General features: G+C 66.9%; 13 protein-coding genes. All 13 read right to left on the bottom strand.

All coding sequences use genetic code 11. From position 1 onward, the window contains the following. Positions 1 to 83: 83 nt before the first annotated feature. Positions 84 to 1,151: an aldose 1-epimerase gene (locus OKW41_RS38170; RefSeq protein ID WP_429451744.1), complete on the bottom strand. Its 1,068-nt coding sequence runs from the start codon at positions 1,149 to 1,151 to the stop codon at positions 84 to 86. Positions 1,152 to 1,394: 243 nt separating this feature from the next. Beyond that, positions 1,395 to 2,336 (bottom strand): SMP-30/gluconolactonase/LRE family protein, encoded by a 942-nt coding sequence (locus tag OKW41_RS38175; protein ID WP_429575732.1) that lies wholly within the window; start codon positions 2,334 to 2,336, stop codon positions 1,395 to 1,397. Further along, positions 2,333 to 3,133 carry an SDR family NAD(P)-dependent oxidoreductase gene (locus OKW41_RS38180; RefSeq protein WP_429451748.1) on the bottom strand — a complete coding sequence of 267 codons (801 nt, stop codon included), beginning with the start codon at positions 3,131 to 3,133 and terminating at the stop codon, positions 2,333 to 2,335. Before OKW41_RS38180 ends, OKW41_RS38175 begins: the two co-directional genes overlap by 4 nt. A gap of 41 nt (positions 3,134 to 3,174) precedes the next feature. Further along, the gene (araH, locus tag OKW41_RS38185; RefSeq protein ID WP_429451749.1) at positions 3,175 to 4,191 is read right to left on the bottom strand and encodes an L-arabinose ABC transporter permease AraH; all 1,017 of its coding nucleotides are present in this window, start codon (positions 4,189 to 4,191) and stop codon (positions 3,175 to 3,177) included. 54 nt (positions 4,192 to 4,245) lie between these two features. Next, positions 4,246 to 5,820, bottom strand: a complete 1,575-nt coding sequence (gene araG / locus OKW41_RS38190; RefSeq protein WP_429575733.1) for an L-arabinose ABC transporter ATP-binding protein AraG — start codon at positions 5,818 to 5,820, stop codon at positions 4,246 to 4,248. A gap of 154 nt (positions 5,821 to 5,974) precedes the next feature. Then, entirely contained in the window at positions 5,975 to 6,973 is a 999-nt protein-coding gene (locus OKW41_RS38195) for an arabinose ABC transporter substrate-binding protein (protein ID WP_429575734.1), read from the bottom strand. 121 nt (positions 6,974 to 7,094) lie between these two features. Further along, positions 7,095 to 7,883 carry an SDR family oxidoreductase gene (locus tag OKW41_RS38200; protein ID WP_429575735.1) on the bottom strand — a complete coding sequence of 263 codons (789 nt, stop codon included), beginning with the start codon at positions 7,881 to 7,883 and terminating at the stop codon, positions 7,095 to 7,097. Further along, on the bottom strand, positions 7,880 to 8,560 hold the full coding sequence (locus tag OKW41_RS38205) for a 2-dehydro-3-deoxy-6-phosphogalactonate aldolase (protein WP_429575736.1): 681 nt from the start codon (positions 8,558 to 8,560) through the stop codon (positions 7,880 to 7,882). The genes OKW41_RS38200 and OKW41_RS38205 overlap by 4 nt, the downstream gene beginning before the upstream one ends. 45 nt (positions 8,561 to 8,605) lie before the next feature. Further along, positions 8,606 to 9,721 (bottom strand): 2-dehydro-3-deoxygalactonokinase, encoded by a 1,116-nt coding sequence (locus tag OKW41_RS38210; RefSeq protein WP_429575737.1) that lies wholly within the window; start codon positions 9,719 to 9,721, stop codon positions 8,606 to 8,608. Beyond that, positions 9,718 to 10,746, bottom strand: a complete 1,029-nt coding sequence (locus OKW41_RS38215; protein ID WP_429451758.1) for an IclR family transcriptional regulator — start codon at positions 10,744 to 10,746, stop codon at positions 9,718 to 9,720. The genes OKW41_RS38210 and OKW41_RS38215 overlap by 4 nt, the downstream gene beginning before the upstream one ends. 363 nt (positions 10,747 to 11,109) lie before the next feature. After that, a complete protein-coding gene (gene mtgA, locus OKW41_RS38220; protein ID WP_429451760.1) occupies positions 11,110 to 11,844 on the bottom strand; it encodes a monofunctional biosynthetic peptidoglycan transglycosylase in 735 nt (244 codons plus the stop codon). Positions 11,845 to 11,869: 25 nt separating this feature from the next. Continuing rightward, positions 11,870 to 12,733 (bottom strand): shikimate dehydrogenase, encoded by an 864-nt coding sequence (gene aroE, locus OKW41_RS38225; protein WP_429451762.1) that lies wholly within the window; start codon positions 12,731 to 12,733, stop codon positions 11,870 to 11,872. Further along, a complete protein-coding gene (locus OKW41_RS38230) occupies positions 12,730 to 14,868 on the bottom strand; it encodes a ribonuclease catalytic domain-containing protein (RefSeq protein ID WP_429575738.1) in 2,139 nt (712 codons plus the stop codon). The genes aroE and OKW41_RS38230 overlap by 4 nt, the downstream gene beginning before the upstream one ends. Between the last annotated feature and the right edge of the window lie 111 nt (positions 14,869 to 14,979).

Genomic DNA, 14,979 nt, shown 5'->3' on the forward strand with positions numbered 1-14,979 from the left:
GTCGATGGCGGTCACCGCGCGGCCCGCGCCTCATAGGCGATAGCAGCGCCAGGCGCACGTTCGGACGTTCGCCGGCCCGGCGGCTACGGCTGCGGCCTGCGCCGCGCGCCACGCCCGCCCGGCATCGAGCGCAGTCCAGTCCGCTCGACCGTGAAGCGGAACGTGCGCGTCAACCGCTCGCCGCGCTTGAGCAGCGTCATGCCGTTTTCGCTCGCGCCGCCCGCCAGGTTCATCGCATTGATCGGATGATCGACCGGTTCGAAGCAGAAGAAGTCTTCGCCGGGCGGCGTGTACAGCACGTAATAGTCGGTGTCGGCGGCGATGTTCAGCGACAGACGGCGCTTCGGCCACACCACTGCCGCCTGGCCGCTCCAGCCGGTGAACGCGTGATTGACGATCGTCTCCGGCAGCGGATACGCGACGCCGAACTGCCACGCGGGGGGCGCCGGCACGTGGCGCACCGGCAGCCAGTCGTCGCCCGAGAGCCACAGGCCGCCGGCCGCCGCCGACAGCTCGGTGTCCGCGTCGCGCACGAAGAACGGATGCACGCCGAGCCCGAACGGCAGCGTCTCGCGGCCAGCGTTTTCGATGTCGAGCGAGACGACCAGCGTCGGGCCGTCCAGCGTGTAGGTTTGTGTCGCGCGGAACGCGTACGGCTTGCCGTCGCTGCGGTCGAGCGCGAGACGCACGTGCTCACGGCCCGCGTCGAGCACCTGCCATTGCGCGAGCCAGCCGTCGCCGTGAATCGGCAGCGGCTCGTCGGCGCGGTTGCGCGGTACCTCGACGCGCCGCCCGGCCACGCTGAAATGGCCGCCGCCGATGCGGTTCGAGTACGGCAAGAGCGGATAGCAGGCCAGCTGGTTCGGTTGCGTATCGACACCGACGTGACTGCAGCGCCGAAAGATCGGCGTCAGCGCGCCGTCGTCGCGCCAGTCGAAGCGGGTCACACCGCCGCCGAGCGTCGGCGCGACATCGAGACGCAATTGCGAGTTGGCGAGCGTGATGCACGCGACATCGCCGGCGCTGCCTTCGCCGAGGGCCACTGCCGACGTGCTCGGGCCCGCCAGCACGGGATTGGCCGCCGCGGCGAGTCGCGAGCGTCGCGTTTGAGAGGTTGGGGATGAGGCTGAAACGAGATTCGCAACAGTCATATCTGGCTCCATCGAGAGGCGTGGGACGTTGCCGTCAGGGTTGACGGGAGTTGCGGGCGACTTTTTGTTACCAATTCGCCTCGAGTCCGAACTGCATGCTGCCGATTCGTTGCCGGCCGGTCGCGGGAGTATTGCTCGCGGACCGAAACTGCCACATCGACTTCTGCTTCACCTTCACATCGATTTCTGCTTCACCTTCAGGATCGCGGCCCCGGCGTGCGGCCGGGGCTGCGTCATTCTGCGCTAGATAGGCGCGCCCTGGAACTGCGGCTCCGCAACACCGCGCCGCGCGAGCGTCGCGACGAACAGGTCGCCCGCGAGCGTATCGGCCGCGCGCGCCGTCGCATCGAGCTCGGCGTAGGCGCTCGTGATGTACAGCGTGTCGAGCGCCGTCTCGCCCTGGGCGCTGCCCGTGGCCTGGCCGAGCGCGGCACCGCCGATCGCGACGCAGCTCGGCTGCGTGGTCGGCACGTCGATGCGCTCGGTTTCCACGCCATCGGGACCATAACGCACCACGCGCGCGCCGCCCCATTGCGCGTTCCACAGGCCGCCGTCGCTGTCGACGGTCGAGCCATCGGGGATGCCGTTCGCATCGGTCAGGCGAGTGAACAGGCGATCGTTCGCGATGCCGCCGTCCGCGCGATAGTCGCACGCGCGGATTTCACGCGTCGGCGAATCGCAGTAGTACATCGTCGCGCCGTCGGGACTGAATGCGATGCTGTTCGAAATCGCCGGCGCTGGCAACGGTAAACGTTCGAGCGACAGATCGTGATTCAACCGGTAAAAGCCGGCGACCGTCTGCCGTTGCCCGCTTTCGTCCTTGGTGCCGAACACGAAGCGCCCTTGCCGATCGCAGCGGCCGTCGTTGACGCGTGTATTCATGCCGGGTTCGACGTCGACGATGCGCTGTGTGCTGCCTGTCTGCAGATCGAAAAACGCGAGGTGCGATGCGAGCCCGAGCAGCACGTAGCGCGGGTTTTCGCACAGCGCGAAAGTGGCGAGCCGCTCCGGCATGTCGAACGAATCGCTGCGGCCGTCGGCCGGATCGTAGCGCCACAGCCGCGCGCCTTCGATGTCGGTCCAGTAGAAGCGGCCGCTCCTCGCGCACCAGGTCGCGCCTTCGCCGAGCTCGCATTGCGCGTCGAGCAGCAGCGTGGCCCGCTGCACGCGCGGGCTGGCGCTCACGCCCAGCCTCCGTCGACGACGATGTCCTGCGCGGTGATCATGCGGCTGTCGTCGGCGGCGAGGAACAGCGCCATGCGCGCGAGGTCGGCCGGCATCAGCTCGGCGTCGATGCACTGCCCTTCCTTGATCTGGCGGCGGCCGTTGTCGTCGAGCCACAGGCGCAGCTGCTTGTCGGTCATCACCCAGCCCGGCACCAGCGTGTTGACGCGGATATTGAAGTGGCCGAGGTCGCGCGCGAGTCCGCGCGTCAAACCCTGCACCGCCGACTTCGACATCACGTACACCGGATAGCCGCCGTTCTTCAGCATCCAGCTGATCGAGCCGAGGTTGATGATCGAGCCGCTACGCGCGGCCTTCATGTCCTCCATCACGGCCTGCGCCGCGAAGAACTGATGGCGGATGTTCACGGCGATGCCCGCGTCGAACGACTCGCGCGTCACGTCGCCGATCTGATGGCGCTTGTCGTTCGCAGCGTTGTTGATGAGCACCTGGATCGGACCCAGCGCGGTCTTCACGTCGGCGATCGCTTTTTGCAGCGCGTCGACGTCGGTCAGATCGCAGGCCAGAAACAGCGGCTTGTGCTTCGAATCGCCGAGCTGGTCGGCGAGCGGTTCGCCCGCGCTCGCGTCGATATCGAAGAACGCGACGCGCGCGCCCTGCGCCGCGAAGTGCTCGACGAACGATGCGCCGATGCCGGTCGCGCCGCCCGTGATCAGCACCGTACGGTCGACGAGGCTCGGATAGCGCGCGTACGCTGTGTCAGCGAGGCTGGCGTTTGCATTGGCCGGAGACGACATCGTTCGATTCCTTTATGAGCTTGGGATAAGGTGAAAGCGACTCAATCGCGCGAGCCGCGGTTCTTCAACTGGTCGAGCAACACGGCCGCGAGCAGGATCGCGCCGCGCACCAGGTACTGATAGAACGCGTCGATGTTCAGCAGGTTCATCACGTTCTCGACCGTACCCATGATCAGCACGCCGATCACGACGCCGGAGATCGTCGCGCGGCCGCCCAACAGCGACACGCCGCCGAGCACGCACGCGGAGATCACGTTCAGCTCGAAGCCTTCGGCGGCGTTCGGCTGACCCGACGTGATACGCGACGCGAGAATCACGCCGGCAAGCGCGGTGACGGCGCCCTGGATCAGAAAGATGTAGACGCGCGTGCGCTCCACGTTGATACCGGCGAGCCGCGACGCTTCCGGATTACCGCCGATCGCCAGCGTATTGCGGCCGTACACGGTCTGGTTCAGCATCACGCCGAACACGATGAAGCAGATAAGCGTGACCCAGATCGGCAGCGACACGCCGAAGAACGTCAGGCCGCCGAGCGCGATGAACGTATCCGACGACACGCCGACCGCCTGCCCATGCGACACGATGAAGCCGAGGCCACGGACGATTTCCATCGTCGCGAGCGTCGTGATCAGCGCGTTGATGCGCAGATAAGCGATCACCGCGCCGTTGACGAAGCCGATCACCGCGCCCGCCGCGACCGCCGCGATGATCGCGATGACCGTGCTGTTGGTCGCGTTGAGCACCATCGCGCACAGCACGCCGGCGAACGCGACGGTCGAGCCGACCGACAGGTCGAAGTCGCGCGACGCGAGGCAGAACATCATCGTGCACGCGACCATGCCGATCTGCGAGATCGACAGCGCGAGGCCGAGCATGTTCTCGATCGAGAAGAAATGATCGACGGTCAGCGACATCGTGACGAACATCAGGATGAAGATCACGATCAGGCTGTATTCGGTGATCTGCTGCCACCATTTGGCCTTGTCGCTGGTCTGCGGAATCAGCGCGTCGGCCGCGCTCTTGGCGGTCTGCTGCGCGAGGTTTTCTCTGGCTTGCATGTTCAATACTCCTCCCCGTTCCCCACGGGTTGCGGACTCACGTCCGGATAAGGTTCAGGCCGCGCGCGACGCGCTCTGGTCGGCGGCGTTGGCATTCCCATTTGCGTTCGGGTTTGCGTTATCAGGCAGCGCGGTCGAGCTTTGCGGCAGCGCGAGGCTCAGCACCGACTGCTCGGTCGCGTCCTTGCGCGCGAGCTCGCCGGAAATGCGGCCCTGGCGCATCACGACGATCCGGTCGGACACGCCGAGCACTTCTGGCAATTCCGACGAAATCATCACGATCGCGCAGCCGCGCTCCGCGAGCTGATAGATCACGTTATAGATCTCGTGTTTCGCGCCGACGTCGATGCCGCGTGTCGGTTCGTCGAGAATCACGACTTTCAGATCGGGCTCGGCGAGCCAGCGCGACAGAATCGCCTTCTGCTGGTTGCCGCCCGACAGGAAGCGGATCTTCTGCCGCCGATGCGGCGTCTTGATTTTCAGCAGCTTGATGAAACGGTCGGCCGTCTGCGCCTCCTTCTTGCGATCGAGAAACACGCCCGCGCGCAGATAGTGACGGCGGCAGCTGATGTTGATGTTCTCCGCGACGCTCGCCATCGCGACGATGCCCTCTTCCTTGCGATCCTCGGGGCACAGCACGATGCCGTGCTTAATGGCCTCGCCCGCGCTGCGCACCTTGATCGGCTTGCCGTCGAGTATGAGTTCGCCGCCCTTGCGATGCTCGGCGCCGTACACCAGATGCATCAGTTCGCTGCGGCCCGCGCCGACGAGTCCGAAGAAGCCGACGATCTCGCCGCGCCGCACCTCGAAGCTCGCCGGCTGCGCGAGCGGATGACCTTCGATCGCCTTCGCCGCGAAACGCACTTCGCCGAGCGGCCGCGCCGAATAGCTATAGATGTCCGAAATTTCGCGCCCGACCATCTCGCTGACGATCGTGTCGCGCGACACGCCTTCCAGCGTGGGATGCGACGCGACCTTGCGGCCGTCGCGGAAGATCGTGCACGCGTCGCACAGCTCGTAGATCTCGTCCATCCGATGCGAGATGTAGATCATCGCGCGGTTGTCGGCGCGCAAATCGCGCACCAGCTTGAACAGCACCTCGGTCTCGCGGTGCGACAGCGAGCTGGTCGGCTCGTCGAGCGCGATCACGCGCGCGTTGCGCATCAGCGCCTTGCAGATTTCGACCATCTGCCGCTGCGCGATCGACAGCTTGCGCAGCTTCGCGTTCGGATCGAGCGCGACGCCCATCGCTTCGAGCCGCTCGCGCACGAAGCGCTTCGCCTCGCGCTTGTTGACCCAGCCGAGCGCATTGGGCAGCTGGCCGAGCAGCAGATTTTCCGCGACCGTGAGGTCGGGCACGTACTGCAGTTCCTGGTGAATCACCGCGATGCCGGCATTGATCGACGCGGCCGCGCTCGGAAAGCGCACCTCTTTGCCGTCGATCATCATGTGGCCCGAATCGGGCTGATACTCGCCGCCGAGAATTTTCAGCAGCGTCGATTTTCCCGCGCCGTTTTCGCCCATCAGGCCGTGCACCTGGCCGACGTTGACGTCGAAGGACACACCGTCGAGCGCACGCACGCCTGGAAAAACCTTGCCGATATTGTCAAAACGTAGCGTCGCTGACACTTCGCCTCCTTTGCTTCATGTTGACCGTACGCGTATCGCGGGCGGTCCGTCTGTCTACCGCAGATCTTCTCTCGCCGCCGGCGCGCCGTCTCCTGCGATAGGCAGGGAAAGCGATGCGCCGGCGGTCTACTTCATACCACCGCAAGTCTTGCGATTACTTCGACGCGAGGCCCATCTTCTCGCGCACTTCGCCGACGTTGTCGCGCGTCGCCAGCATGCCGGTCGTCAGCGTCAGCAGCGGCGGTTCCTTGCCCTGCGTGATCCACGCGTACATCAGTTCCGACGTTTCTTCGCCGTGGCGTTTCGGGCTGATGATCACGGTGCCGTAGAAGCCCGTCGGCTGCGGCTTCTTGAACTCGTTCATCGCGGACTCCGAACCGCCGATGCCGATGCCGATCATGTTGTCGGCCTTGAAGCCACGGCCTTCCGCCGCGCGCACCGCGCCGAGCACGCCTTCGTCGTTCAGCGCGTAAGCGACCCAGTGCTTGAACTGCGGGTTCTTCGTCAGCGCGATGTTGGCGGCGTTGAAGGCGTTTTCCGTGTCGGTCTTCGCCTGCGGCGCGGTGATGATGTTCGCTTTCGGGAAGCCCGCTGCGACCAGCGCGTCGGTCGCGCCGGTGGTGCGGTCATGCGCGGTCGGCAACTGCTCGTAGGTCACGTCGATCGCGCCGACGTCCTTCATGTCCCAGCCGCGCTTCTTGATTTCAGCCGCGATGCCGTCGCCGACCTGCTTGCCGATGTTATACGCCGAGATGCCCATGTGCGGCACCGCTTCGATCGGCTTGCCCGCGCCGTCGACGAGGCGGTCGTCGACCGTCATCATCTTCAGGCCGTCCGCCTTCGCCTTCGCGACGATGCCCGGCCCGAGCTTGACGTCGGGCGTGCAGATCACGAAGCCCTGTGCCTTCTGCGCGGCGAGGTTATCGATTGCGCTCATCACCTTCTCGCCCGACGGCGCGCCGATCTTCACGAGCGTGAAGCCCTTCTGCTTGGCGGCCATCTCGGCGAACTTCCATTCGTCCTGGAACCACGGCTCTTCCGGCTGCTTCACGAGGAAGCCGATCTTGACCGAATCGGCGGCCTGTACGACCGGTGCGTTGAGCAGCACACCCGCCGCCGCCGCTGCCAGCGTGAGGAAAATTCTGCGTTTCATAATGCGTGTCTCCTGACTAATTGATAACGAGAAGGTAATCGGCCGCGTCTTCTTGTACCGGTCTGACACACGCGGCCAGCGCGTCGTCCGGTGTTCTGTGCGTCTTTTGGCGGACGCAAATTCAGTCGTGGTAAAGCACCGAGCGTCCGCCATCGACGGTAATGCAGCTCGCGTTGATGAACGGCGCTTCGTCCGACGCGAGGAACACCGCGGTCATCGCCACCTCCTCCGGACGGCCGATGCGCTTCATCGGCTGCAGATCGAGTGTCACCTGCTGCGCGGCGGCCGGATCGGACTGCTCGTTCCACCAGTCGTGCGTCAGCTGCGTTTCGATGTAGCCCGGCGCGATCGCGTTCACGCGCACGTTGCGCGGCGCGTACTCGATGCCGAGCGCGCGCGTGAGGCCAATCACGCCGTGCTTCGCGACCGGGTACGGAAAGCAGCCCGGAATGATCTTGAAGGCGTGCGTCGACGCGATGTTCACGATGCTGCCCGCGCCACGCTCGACCATGCCCGGCAGCACCGCGCGACAGCCGTTCCACACGCCGTCGAGATCGACCGCGAAGCAGCGCCGCCAGTCGGCGTCGGTCATCGTCAGCGGATCGCAGAAAACGTTGATGCCCGCGTTGTTGACGAGGATGTCGAGCGCGCCGAACGCGCGTTCGCCTTCGCCGACCGCACGCTGCACCGAGGCGGGTTGCGTCACGTCGGTCTGCACCGCGAGCACGCGCGCGCCGGCGCCGGTGCCAACGTCTGCCTCGATCTGCGCGGCCGTACGCTGCGCCAGGTCGAGGTCGAGTTCCGCCAGCACGACCGCCGCGCCCTCGCGCGCGAACGCCAGCGCGATCGCCGCGCCTATGCCGCGCCCAGCGCCCGTCACGAGAGCGGCTTTGCCGGCGAGCCGGTTCATTTCTTCGCGCCCGCGCGGGCGATCCGCAAACCGTTGATGAACGCCTTCGCATGCGACGCGGTCACCGCCGCGCTCTGGCCCGGCTTGTACAGCGCCGAGCCGAGGCCGAAACCGTTCGCGCCGGCGCTCAGGAACGGCCCCATGTTGTCGGGCGTGACGCCGCCGACCGGCACGAGCGGCACCTGCGCGGCGATCACCGCGCGCCATGCCTTGACGACCTGGCAGCCGAGTTGCTCGGCGGGGAACATCTTCAGCACGTCCGCGCCGTTCTTCAGCGCGATGAACGCCTCGGTCGGCGTCGCGACGCCGGGCGCGCAGGCGAGGCCCCGCGCCTTCACGGCGATCACGACTTCCGGATCGCTGTGCGGCATCACGATGAGTTCGCCGCCCGCGGCCTTCACGTCGTCCACGAACAGCGGATGCAGCACCGTGCCCGCGCCGACGATCGCGTCGGCCGGCAGCACCTTGCGGATCGCCGAGATGCTGTCGAACGGCTGCGGCGAATTGAGCGGTACTTCGACGATGCGAAAACCGGCTTCGTACAGGGCCTGACCGTGATCGGCCGCGTCGGCGGGCGTGACGCCGCGCAGGATCGCGATCAGCGGACAGGCTTCGAACGCGGCGATCAGACCCGCGTGCGGCATGTACGGTGCGGGCAGATTGATGTGTGGTTGCATGTCGGTTCCTTGTTTCGTGAGCGTCGTAAAGGGCCCTGCCGCCGGTCAGCCTACGCGCGCCGCCTGGGCGGACGGCCGGACGAGCCCCGCTTCGACGGCGACGCGCCACAGGCCGCGTTCGGTTGCATGCCTGACCGGCTCCGCGCGCAGACAGCCGAATTGCGCGAGCGCGAGGCGGTAGCGCTCGCACAGCGCGTCGTTGCCGATCAGCCGCAGACTCTGCTGCGCGAGCGAGTTGCCTTGCTGCGCGAGTACCGCTTCGAGGCCGGCGAGTTCGTGCCCGATCAGCAGGCCCGACAGATAGTCCGGCTGTGCCTCGCTCGACAGCGCGCCGGTCAAGCCGAGCGTGCGCGTGCTGAACACGGTCGCGAGCACGCCTGCCTGGCCCTTCTCGCGCGCGATGTTCACGCCGCGCAGAAATGCTTCGGTATCCGGGCGATCGGGCGTGACCATCGTGCGGCCGAGAATCGTGTGCTCGCGCAGCGCGGCGAACACCTCGCCGGTCATGAACGTATAAAAACGCTCGATGCGCTCCGCCTGCACGACCGCCCATTTCGCGTGCGTGCCGGGCAGGCCGATCAGCGAGCGGGCGTTGCTGTCGACCGGGTTCGCGTCGTGCGACCCGTCCGCGTCCGCGCTGAGCGCGCCGAAAATTTGCGTCTCCTCGCCGCGCATCACGTTCGGCAATTCACCGCGTTGCAGCACGCCCGGCACGATATGCAGTGTCGCGCCGCGCGCGGTCTGCACGCGGACGATACCGGCCACCAACGCATCGGCGTTCGCGGGTGTCTCGACATACGGCGCTTCGAGCCAGCCCTGCGCGCTGCCGACCATCCCCGCCGCGATCACCGGCACGCCGCGCGCATGCTCGAGCCATGCGCCGCAGGCGTCGTCGAACGCGGCGTCGAAGCCGCCCTCGGCTGCGCTACGCGGCAGATTCATGATGCCGGCCGTCGATGCGCGCGTCGCCAGCACGCGACCGTGCGCGTCGAACAGATAGGCGCGCAGCGACGTCGTGCCCCAGTCGAGCGCGATCAGCGCGGCGTGCGTGAAATCGACGGCGGCGGTATCGGCGGCGGCTGTCGCGTCCGGCCTCACGCCCGTGTCGGGCGCGGCGGCCGCCCGGTGGTTCGCCAGCGTGGCGGTGCCCGCTTGTTTCATCGCTTGATCCTGCGCGTGGCCGGTCGCGGTGCGCGCCAACCGAGTTCTTCCGAAATCGCGCGCGCCTCGCGCTGCACGACCGGAATCAGTTCGTCCATCCGTTCGAGCGGCATATAGGGAATCGTGCTGGCCACCGACAACGCCGCGACGATCGCGCCCGACGCATCGCGCACCGGCGCCGCGACGCAACGGATCGCCGCTTCGTTCTCTTCGAGATCGAACGTGTAGCCGCCGGCCGCGTAGTTCGTCATGCGCTGCAGGAAGGTCGGCGCATCGGGGCGGTTGTCCGGCTTGAAGCTGACGCCTGCGAGCGCGCGGCGCGACGCGTCGAACAGCGACTGCCATGCGTCCGGCGCGAGGTCGAGCATCATCGCCTTGCCGATGCCGGTCGACGCGAGCGGCATCCGATGGCCGACGCGCGAGCGCATTTCGAGGCCGCGCGTGCCGGGGATCTTGTCGATGTACAGCACGTCGTCGCCGTCGCGCACGCCGAGGTGGATCGTGTCGAGCGTCTGCTCGGCCAGCGACTCGAGGTGCGGACGCGCGACGGCCGTCAGCGGCATCTGTTCGAGCGCGATCGTGCCGAGCTCGATCAGCTTCGGCCCGAGCAGATAGCCGCCCTGCACCTGGCGCAGATAGCGCGCCTGCACGAGGCTGCTGACGAGCCGGTGCGTGGTGCTGCGGGTCGTGCCGAGCGCGGCGCCGAAGCTGCGCAGGTCGCGCACGCCGGCGGCTGCGGCCTCGAGAATCGCAAGGCCGCGCAACAGTGTCTGCGTGCCGGCCTGCTGCGGCGTGATTTCCAGCAGCGTGACCGGCAGCCCGAGACCGTCGACGGTCGCCGCGCGCGCCACCGGGCGCGACGCCCTCGCGGTAGCGGACGCACTGGCGGCGACATTGGCGGTGACGGCTGAAGCATCGCGCGGCGCGGAATTCACCACGGGATTCGCGGCGCTGTTCGGCCCGCCGTTCGAGCCCTGCGCGGCCTCGGCCGCGCTGGCGGCGGGAGTGGGCATCGCTTTGTTCATGGCGATTCGCCTTCGGATGGTTTCTGCGCTTAGCGCGCGGGGCCGGAGAACAGGGCGGGAACGGGTGCGGCGCCGCGCTCGCGCGGCTGCTGTGGTTGGCTGCCAGACATGGTCGGTCTCGTCTCCGTTTTTTCTGTCGCTGTTCGCTGCTTCGGCGCGCTGGGGCGCCGACTCGCGATGCATGTTGGCTTGGATTGTAGGGCGACTTTTGAGAATCACCAATATGTGAATGTTGAGTCCATATAGTGAGATTTTAGTGGGCGATCGAGTGTGTGTAGCGAACTGTCGCGGTCGCGGTCTGCTGACGCAAAAAAGCCCGCGCGAGGCGGGCTTCGAAGCAGGACAACGAGATCGAGGGCTCTTTCAATCCGGCAATTCAGCCGCGCCCATCCGCCGCGCAATCACGCGCGCGCGTTGCGTGAGATACGCCGAATTCCTGTGTTCATCGAAATACCTGGGGCGTGGCAGCATCACCGCGAGCCGCGCCGACTGCGCGGCCGTGAGCTTGCTCGCCGAGGTCTTGAAGTAGTACTGCGCGGCCGCCTCGGCGCCGTACACGCCGTTGCCCCATTCGATCGAGTTCAGATAGATCTCGAAGATGCGCTGCTTGTCCATCAGCGTTTCGAGCATCCACGTGATGATCAGCTCCTGGCCCTTGCGGATATAGCTTTTCTCGCGCGACAGAAACAGGTTGCGCGCAAGCTGCTGCGAGATCGTCGAGCCGCCGCGCACGATCCGGCCCTGCGCCTTGTTGCGCTCCCACGCCTGCAGGATCGCGTCGGTTTCGTAGCCTTTGTTGTTGACGAAGTTCGCGTCTTCGGACGCGATGATCGCGCGCTTCAGGTTGCGCGAAATCTGATCGTACGGCACCCACGTTCGCTGCACCGACAGATCCGGCCGGTCCTGCGACAGACGCCATGCGTCCGAGCGCATGAACGCGGTCGAGCGCGGATTGACGACGTTCCAGATTGCGATCTGCGCGAAGTAGTACGCCTGCGTCGCGAGCCAGGCGATAGCCACGACCGCGGTCAACCAGGCGAGCCAGCGCAGCGGGCCGGACTGGCCGCGCGAACCGCTGGCGCGCCGCGTCGCTGTCATGGTGCGTGCTATCCGCGCGCCGACGTTACGCGGGCGACGGCGCCGTCAGCAACGCGCGCAATTCGGCGAGCACCGGCGCACTGTCCGGACGCACGCCGCGCCACACATGGAACGATTCGGCGGCCTGCTCGACCAGCATGCCGAGTCCGTCGGCGCCGCGCGCGCCGAGTTTCGCCGCGTGCTGCATGAAGATGGTCGGATGCGCGCCGTACATCATGTCGTAGGCGAGCGTGCCGTTGCCGAACGCGCGATCGTCGCACTCGGGCAGCGACGCATCGAGGCTGCCCGCGGTCGCGTTGACGATCACGTCGTACTGGCCCGCTTCGATCGCGCGGGCGCTGCCGCCGGTCAGACGGCAGTGCGCGCCGCTGGCAGCCTGTGCGAACTGGTCGACCAGCGCTTCGGCCTTCTGCGCCGTGCGATTGACGATCGTCAGCGTATGCGGTGCGCGCTCGAGCATTGGCAGCACGACACCGCGCGCGGCCCCGCCCGCGCCGAGCAGCAGGATGCGCGCGCCCTTCAGCGACACGCCGAGATTCACCTCGATGTCGCGCACGAGGCCGAAGCCATCAGTGTTGTCGCCGTAGATGCCGTCGGCGTCGACCCGCAGCGTGTTCACCGCGCCGGCCGCCGCCGCGCGCGGCGACAGCGTGTTCGCGAATGCATGCGCGTCGAGCTTGAACGGCACCGTCACGTTCAGGCCGCGTCCGCCCGCTTCGATGAACGCGCGCACGTGCGGCACGAACGCGTCGACCGGCGCGAGCAGATGACCGTACTCGACCGGCTCGCCGGTTTGCGCGGCGAAGCGGCCGTGGATGAACGGCGACTTGCTATGCCCGACGGGGTTGCCGATGACCGCGTAGCGCTCGCGCGTTGGGTTGCCGCTCATCGTCCCGGCTCCGTGATGTGATGATCGTTGTCGGCGTTATTCGCGGCGTCGTTGCCGTCGCCGGTCGCCGCCGATTCGTCTGCGCTGGGGTTGTCGTTGGGATTGCCGCCGTCGGCTTCGGCTTCCGCCTCGGCCTCCGCTTCGCTTTCGGCGCTGTCATCGGTTGCGTCGAGCAACTCTTCCTCGCCCTCGTCCTCGCCTTCTTCGGCTTCGGCGCCGCTCGTCACGGTCGGTGCATCGAGCACGTGCAACAGACGCACCGACGCTTCGATCGTCAGTTCATCGATCGACATGACTTCCATCTGCAAACGCGTGCCGCGCGCATGCACGCCGAGGCCCGGCACGTGCAGCAGCAGCGGAATTTCCTCGAGACGCACGAGATCGCCCTTCACGACCGACGCGACCACCTGCTTGCGGTTTTCCTGCGTGAGCCAGCGCAGACACCAGAAGTACTCCATGCGACGTTGATAGTCGGCGTACGCGGTGTAGGTGTCGTCGAAGCCTTGCACGACCGCGAACAGATCGGCGTCCTTCGGCTTGAACGGCGCGGCGAGCTTGGCGGTCACGCCATGCTGCACGCACGCGATCAGCTGCCACTGATTCACGAGGTCGACGTAGCGGCGCAGCGGCGACGTGCTCCACGCGTACTGCGTGACGCCGAGCCCTTCGTGCGGCGCGGCGTTGGTCTGCATGCGCGTGCGCTTCGGGCCGCTCGGCACGCCGAACGCGCGCTGCGTGCGATAGATGCCCGGCACGCCGTGATCGTGCAGGAACCCGCCCCACGACGAGTTCGCGAGAATCGCCAGCTCGGCGACGATCGTGTCGAGCGGCGAGCCGCGCCGGCGCGGCGTAATCGTGATGTGCTCGCCGTCGACGTAGAAATTGAAGTCGGTATTGCGCTGCACTTCGCGGCGCAGGCCGTAGCCGGCGCGCGCGGTCTGGCGCTTTTCGAACAGCGCTTGCGCGAACGGCCACAGCACGGCGATATCGTCCTTGTGCGGATACTCGCCGGTGCCCTCGGCGAGCGCCTTCTCGTTGACGATTTCGTCGAGCGTGTTGTGGCGCAGATTGTTCTTCACGAACACGCGCTCGGCGCGCGTTTCGCTCGCGACGATCTCCTGCGTCTCGCGATTGACGATCACGTACAGCGACAGCGCCGGCCGATACCCACCCTCGGCAAGCGTGAAGGTGTCGACGACGCTGTCGGGCAGCATCGTGATCTTGTCGCCGGGCATGTAGACCGTCGACAGACGCGCGCGCGCAATCGCATCGACTTCGTCGCCACGCTGGATGCCGAGCGCCGGCGCGGCGATGTGCACGCCGATGCGCACACGGCCGTCGGCCAGATGCTCGACCGAGAACGCGTCGTCGATTTCGGTCGTGGTGATGTCGTCGATCGAGAACGCTTCGACGTCCGCCTGCGGCAGATCGTCGGGCACGTTCGCGGCCGCGACGGACGGGAAGCCGGTGCCGTGCGGGAAGAACTCGGACAGGAACTTCGCTTCGTGCAGCGCGCGCGGCGACGCGATCGCGCCGCATTCGAGCATCAGCCGCGCCTGCGAGATGCCGCGCGCGGCCGCGGCGCCCTCGAGCGCCTTGTACTCGATCGTGTTCTTGTCGGGCTTCGTCAGGAGCGCGAGCCCCTTGCCGCCCGCGAACGCTTCAGGCAGACGGCCTGCCTTCAGCTCTTCCTCGTACTGCGCCTGCACGAGCGCCTGCTGACGCTTGCGCTCGAGGCCCGCGAGCGCCATCTTCAATTGCTCCTGCGGCGCGCGCTGGTACATGCCGCGGCCCTTGCGGCGGAAGTACACCGGCGAGCCGTGCATGCGCAGCACCAGCGCCGCGCGCTCGATCGCGCCGAAGCTCGCGCCGAAGTACTCGGCGCCCAGCGTCGCGAACGGGAATTCATCGTCCGGCGCGCATTCCCACAGGAAGTCCAGATCGATCTCTTGCGCCAACGCGTCGGCCTGCTGCATCAGTTCGGCCGCGGTGGGCTTCTCGAACTCGATCAGCACATCCTTCGCGCGCACCTTCGCGCGCCGCCCGCCCGGCAACTCGACCTGAAACGCGTCGCCCTGGCGCGACAGCACGCTGCCGGCCTTGAAACTGCCCGATTCCTCGAAGAAAACGTTCACTCAATACTCTCGTTCTGACTTGCATCTGCCGTCGCGCCCGACGCCCTGTGGCGATCGATCACTGCATGCGCAGCACGGCAACCTGTTCGTGATAGTGAATCCGCGGCGCGC

The sequence above is a fragment of the Paraburkholderia sp. UCT70 genome, assembly GCF_050434085.1.
GTDB lineage: Bacteria > Pseudomonadota > Gammaproteobacteria > Burkholderiales > Burkholderiaceae > Paraburkholderia > Paraburkholderia tuberum.

Excerpts from the sequence above, each read along its gene's own strand:
- OKW41_RS38170 (WP_429451744.1), bottom strand. The coding sequence starts at position 1,151 with ATGACTGTTGCGAATCTCGTTTCAGCCTCATCCCCAACCTCTCAAACG.
- OKW41_RS38180 (WP_429451748.1), bottom strand. The coding sequence starts at position 3,133 with ATGTCGTCTCCGGCCAATGCAAACGCCAGCCTCGCTGACACAGCGTAC.
- araH (WP_429451749.1), bottom strand. The coding sequence starts at position 4,191 with ATGCAAGCCAGAGAAAACCTCGCGCAGCAGACCGCCAAGAGCGCGGCC.
- OKW41_RS38195 (WP_429575734.1), bottom strand. The coding sequence starts at position 6,973 with ATGAAACGCAGAATTTTCCTCACGCTGGCAGCGGCGGCGGCGGGTGTG.
- OKW41_RS38200 (WP_429575735.1), bottom strand. The coding sequence starts at position 7,883 with ATGAACCGGCTCGCCGGCAAAGCCGCTCTCGTGACGGGCGCTGGGCGC.
- OKW41_RS38205 (WP_429575736.1), bottom strand. The coding sequence starts at position 8,560 with ATGCAACCACACATCAATCTGCCCGCACCGTACATGCCGCACGCGGGT.
- OKW41_RS38210 (WP_429575737.1), bottom strand. The coding sequence starts at position 9,721 with ATGAAACAAGCGGGCACCGCCACGCTGGCGAACCACCGGGCGGCCGCC.
- OKW41_RS38215 (WP_429451758.1), bottom strand. The coding sequence starts at position 10,746 with ATGAACAAAGCGATGCCCACTCCCGCCGCCAGCGCGGCCGAGGCCGCG.
- mtgA (WP_429451760.1), bottom strand. The coding sequence starts at position 11,844 with ATGACAGCGACGCGGCGCGCCAGCGGTTCGCGCGGCCAGTCCGGCCCG.
- aroE (WP_429451762.1), bottom strand. The coding sequence starts at position 12,733 with ATGAGCGGCAACCCAACGCGCGAGCGCTACGCGGTCATCGGCAACCCC.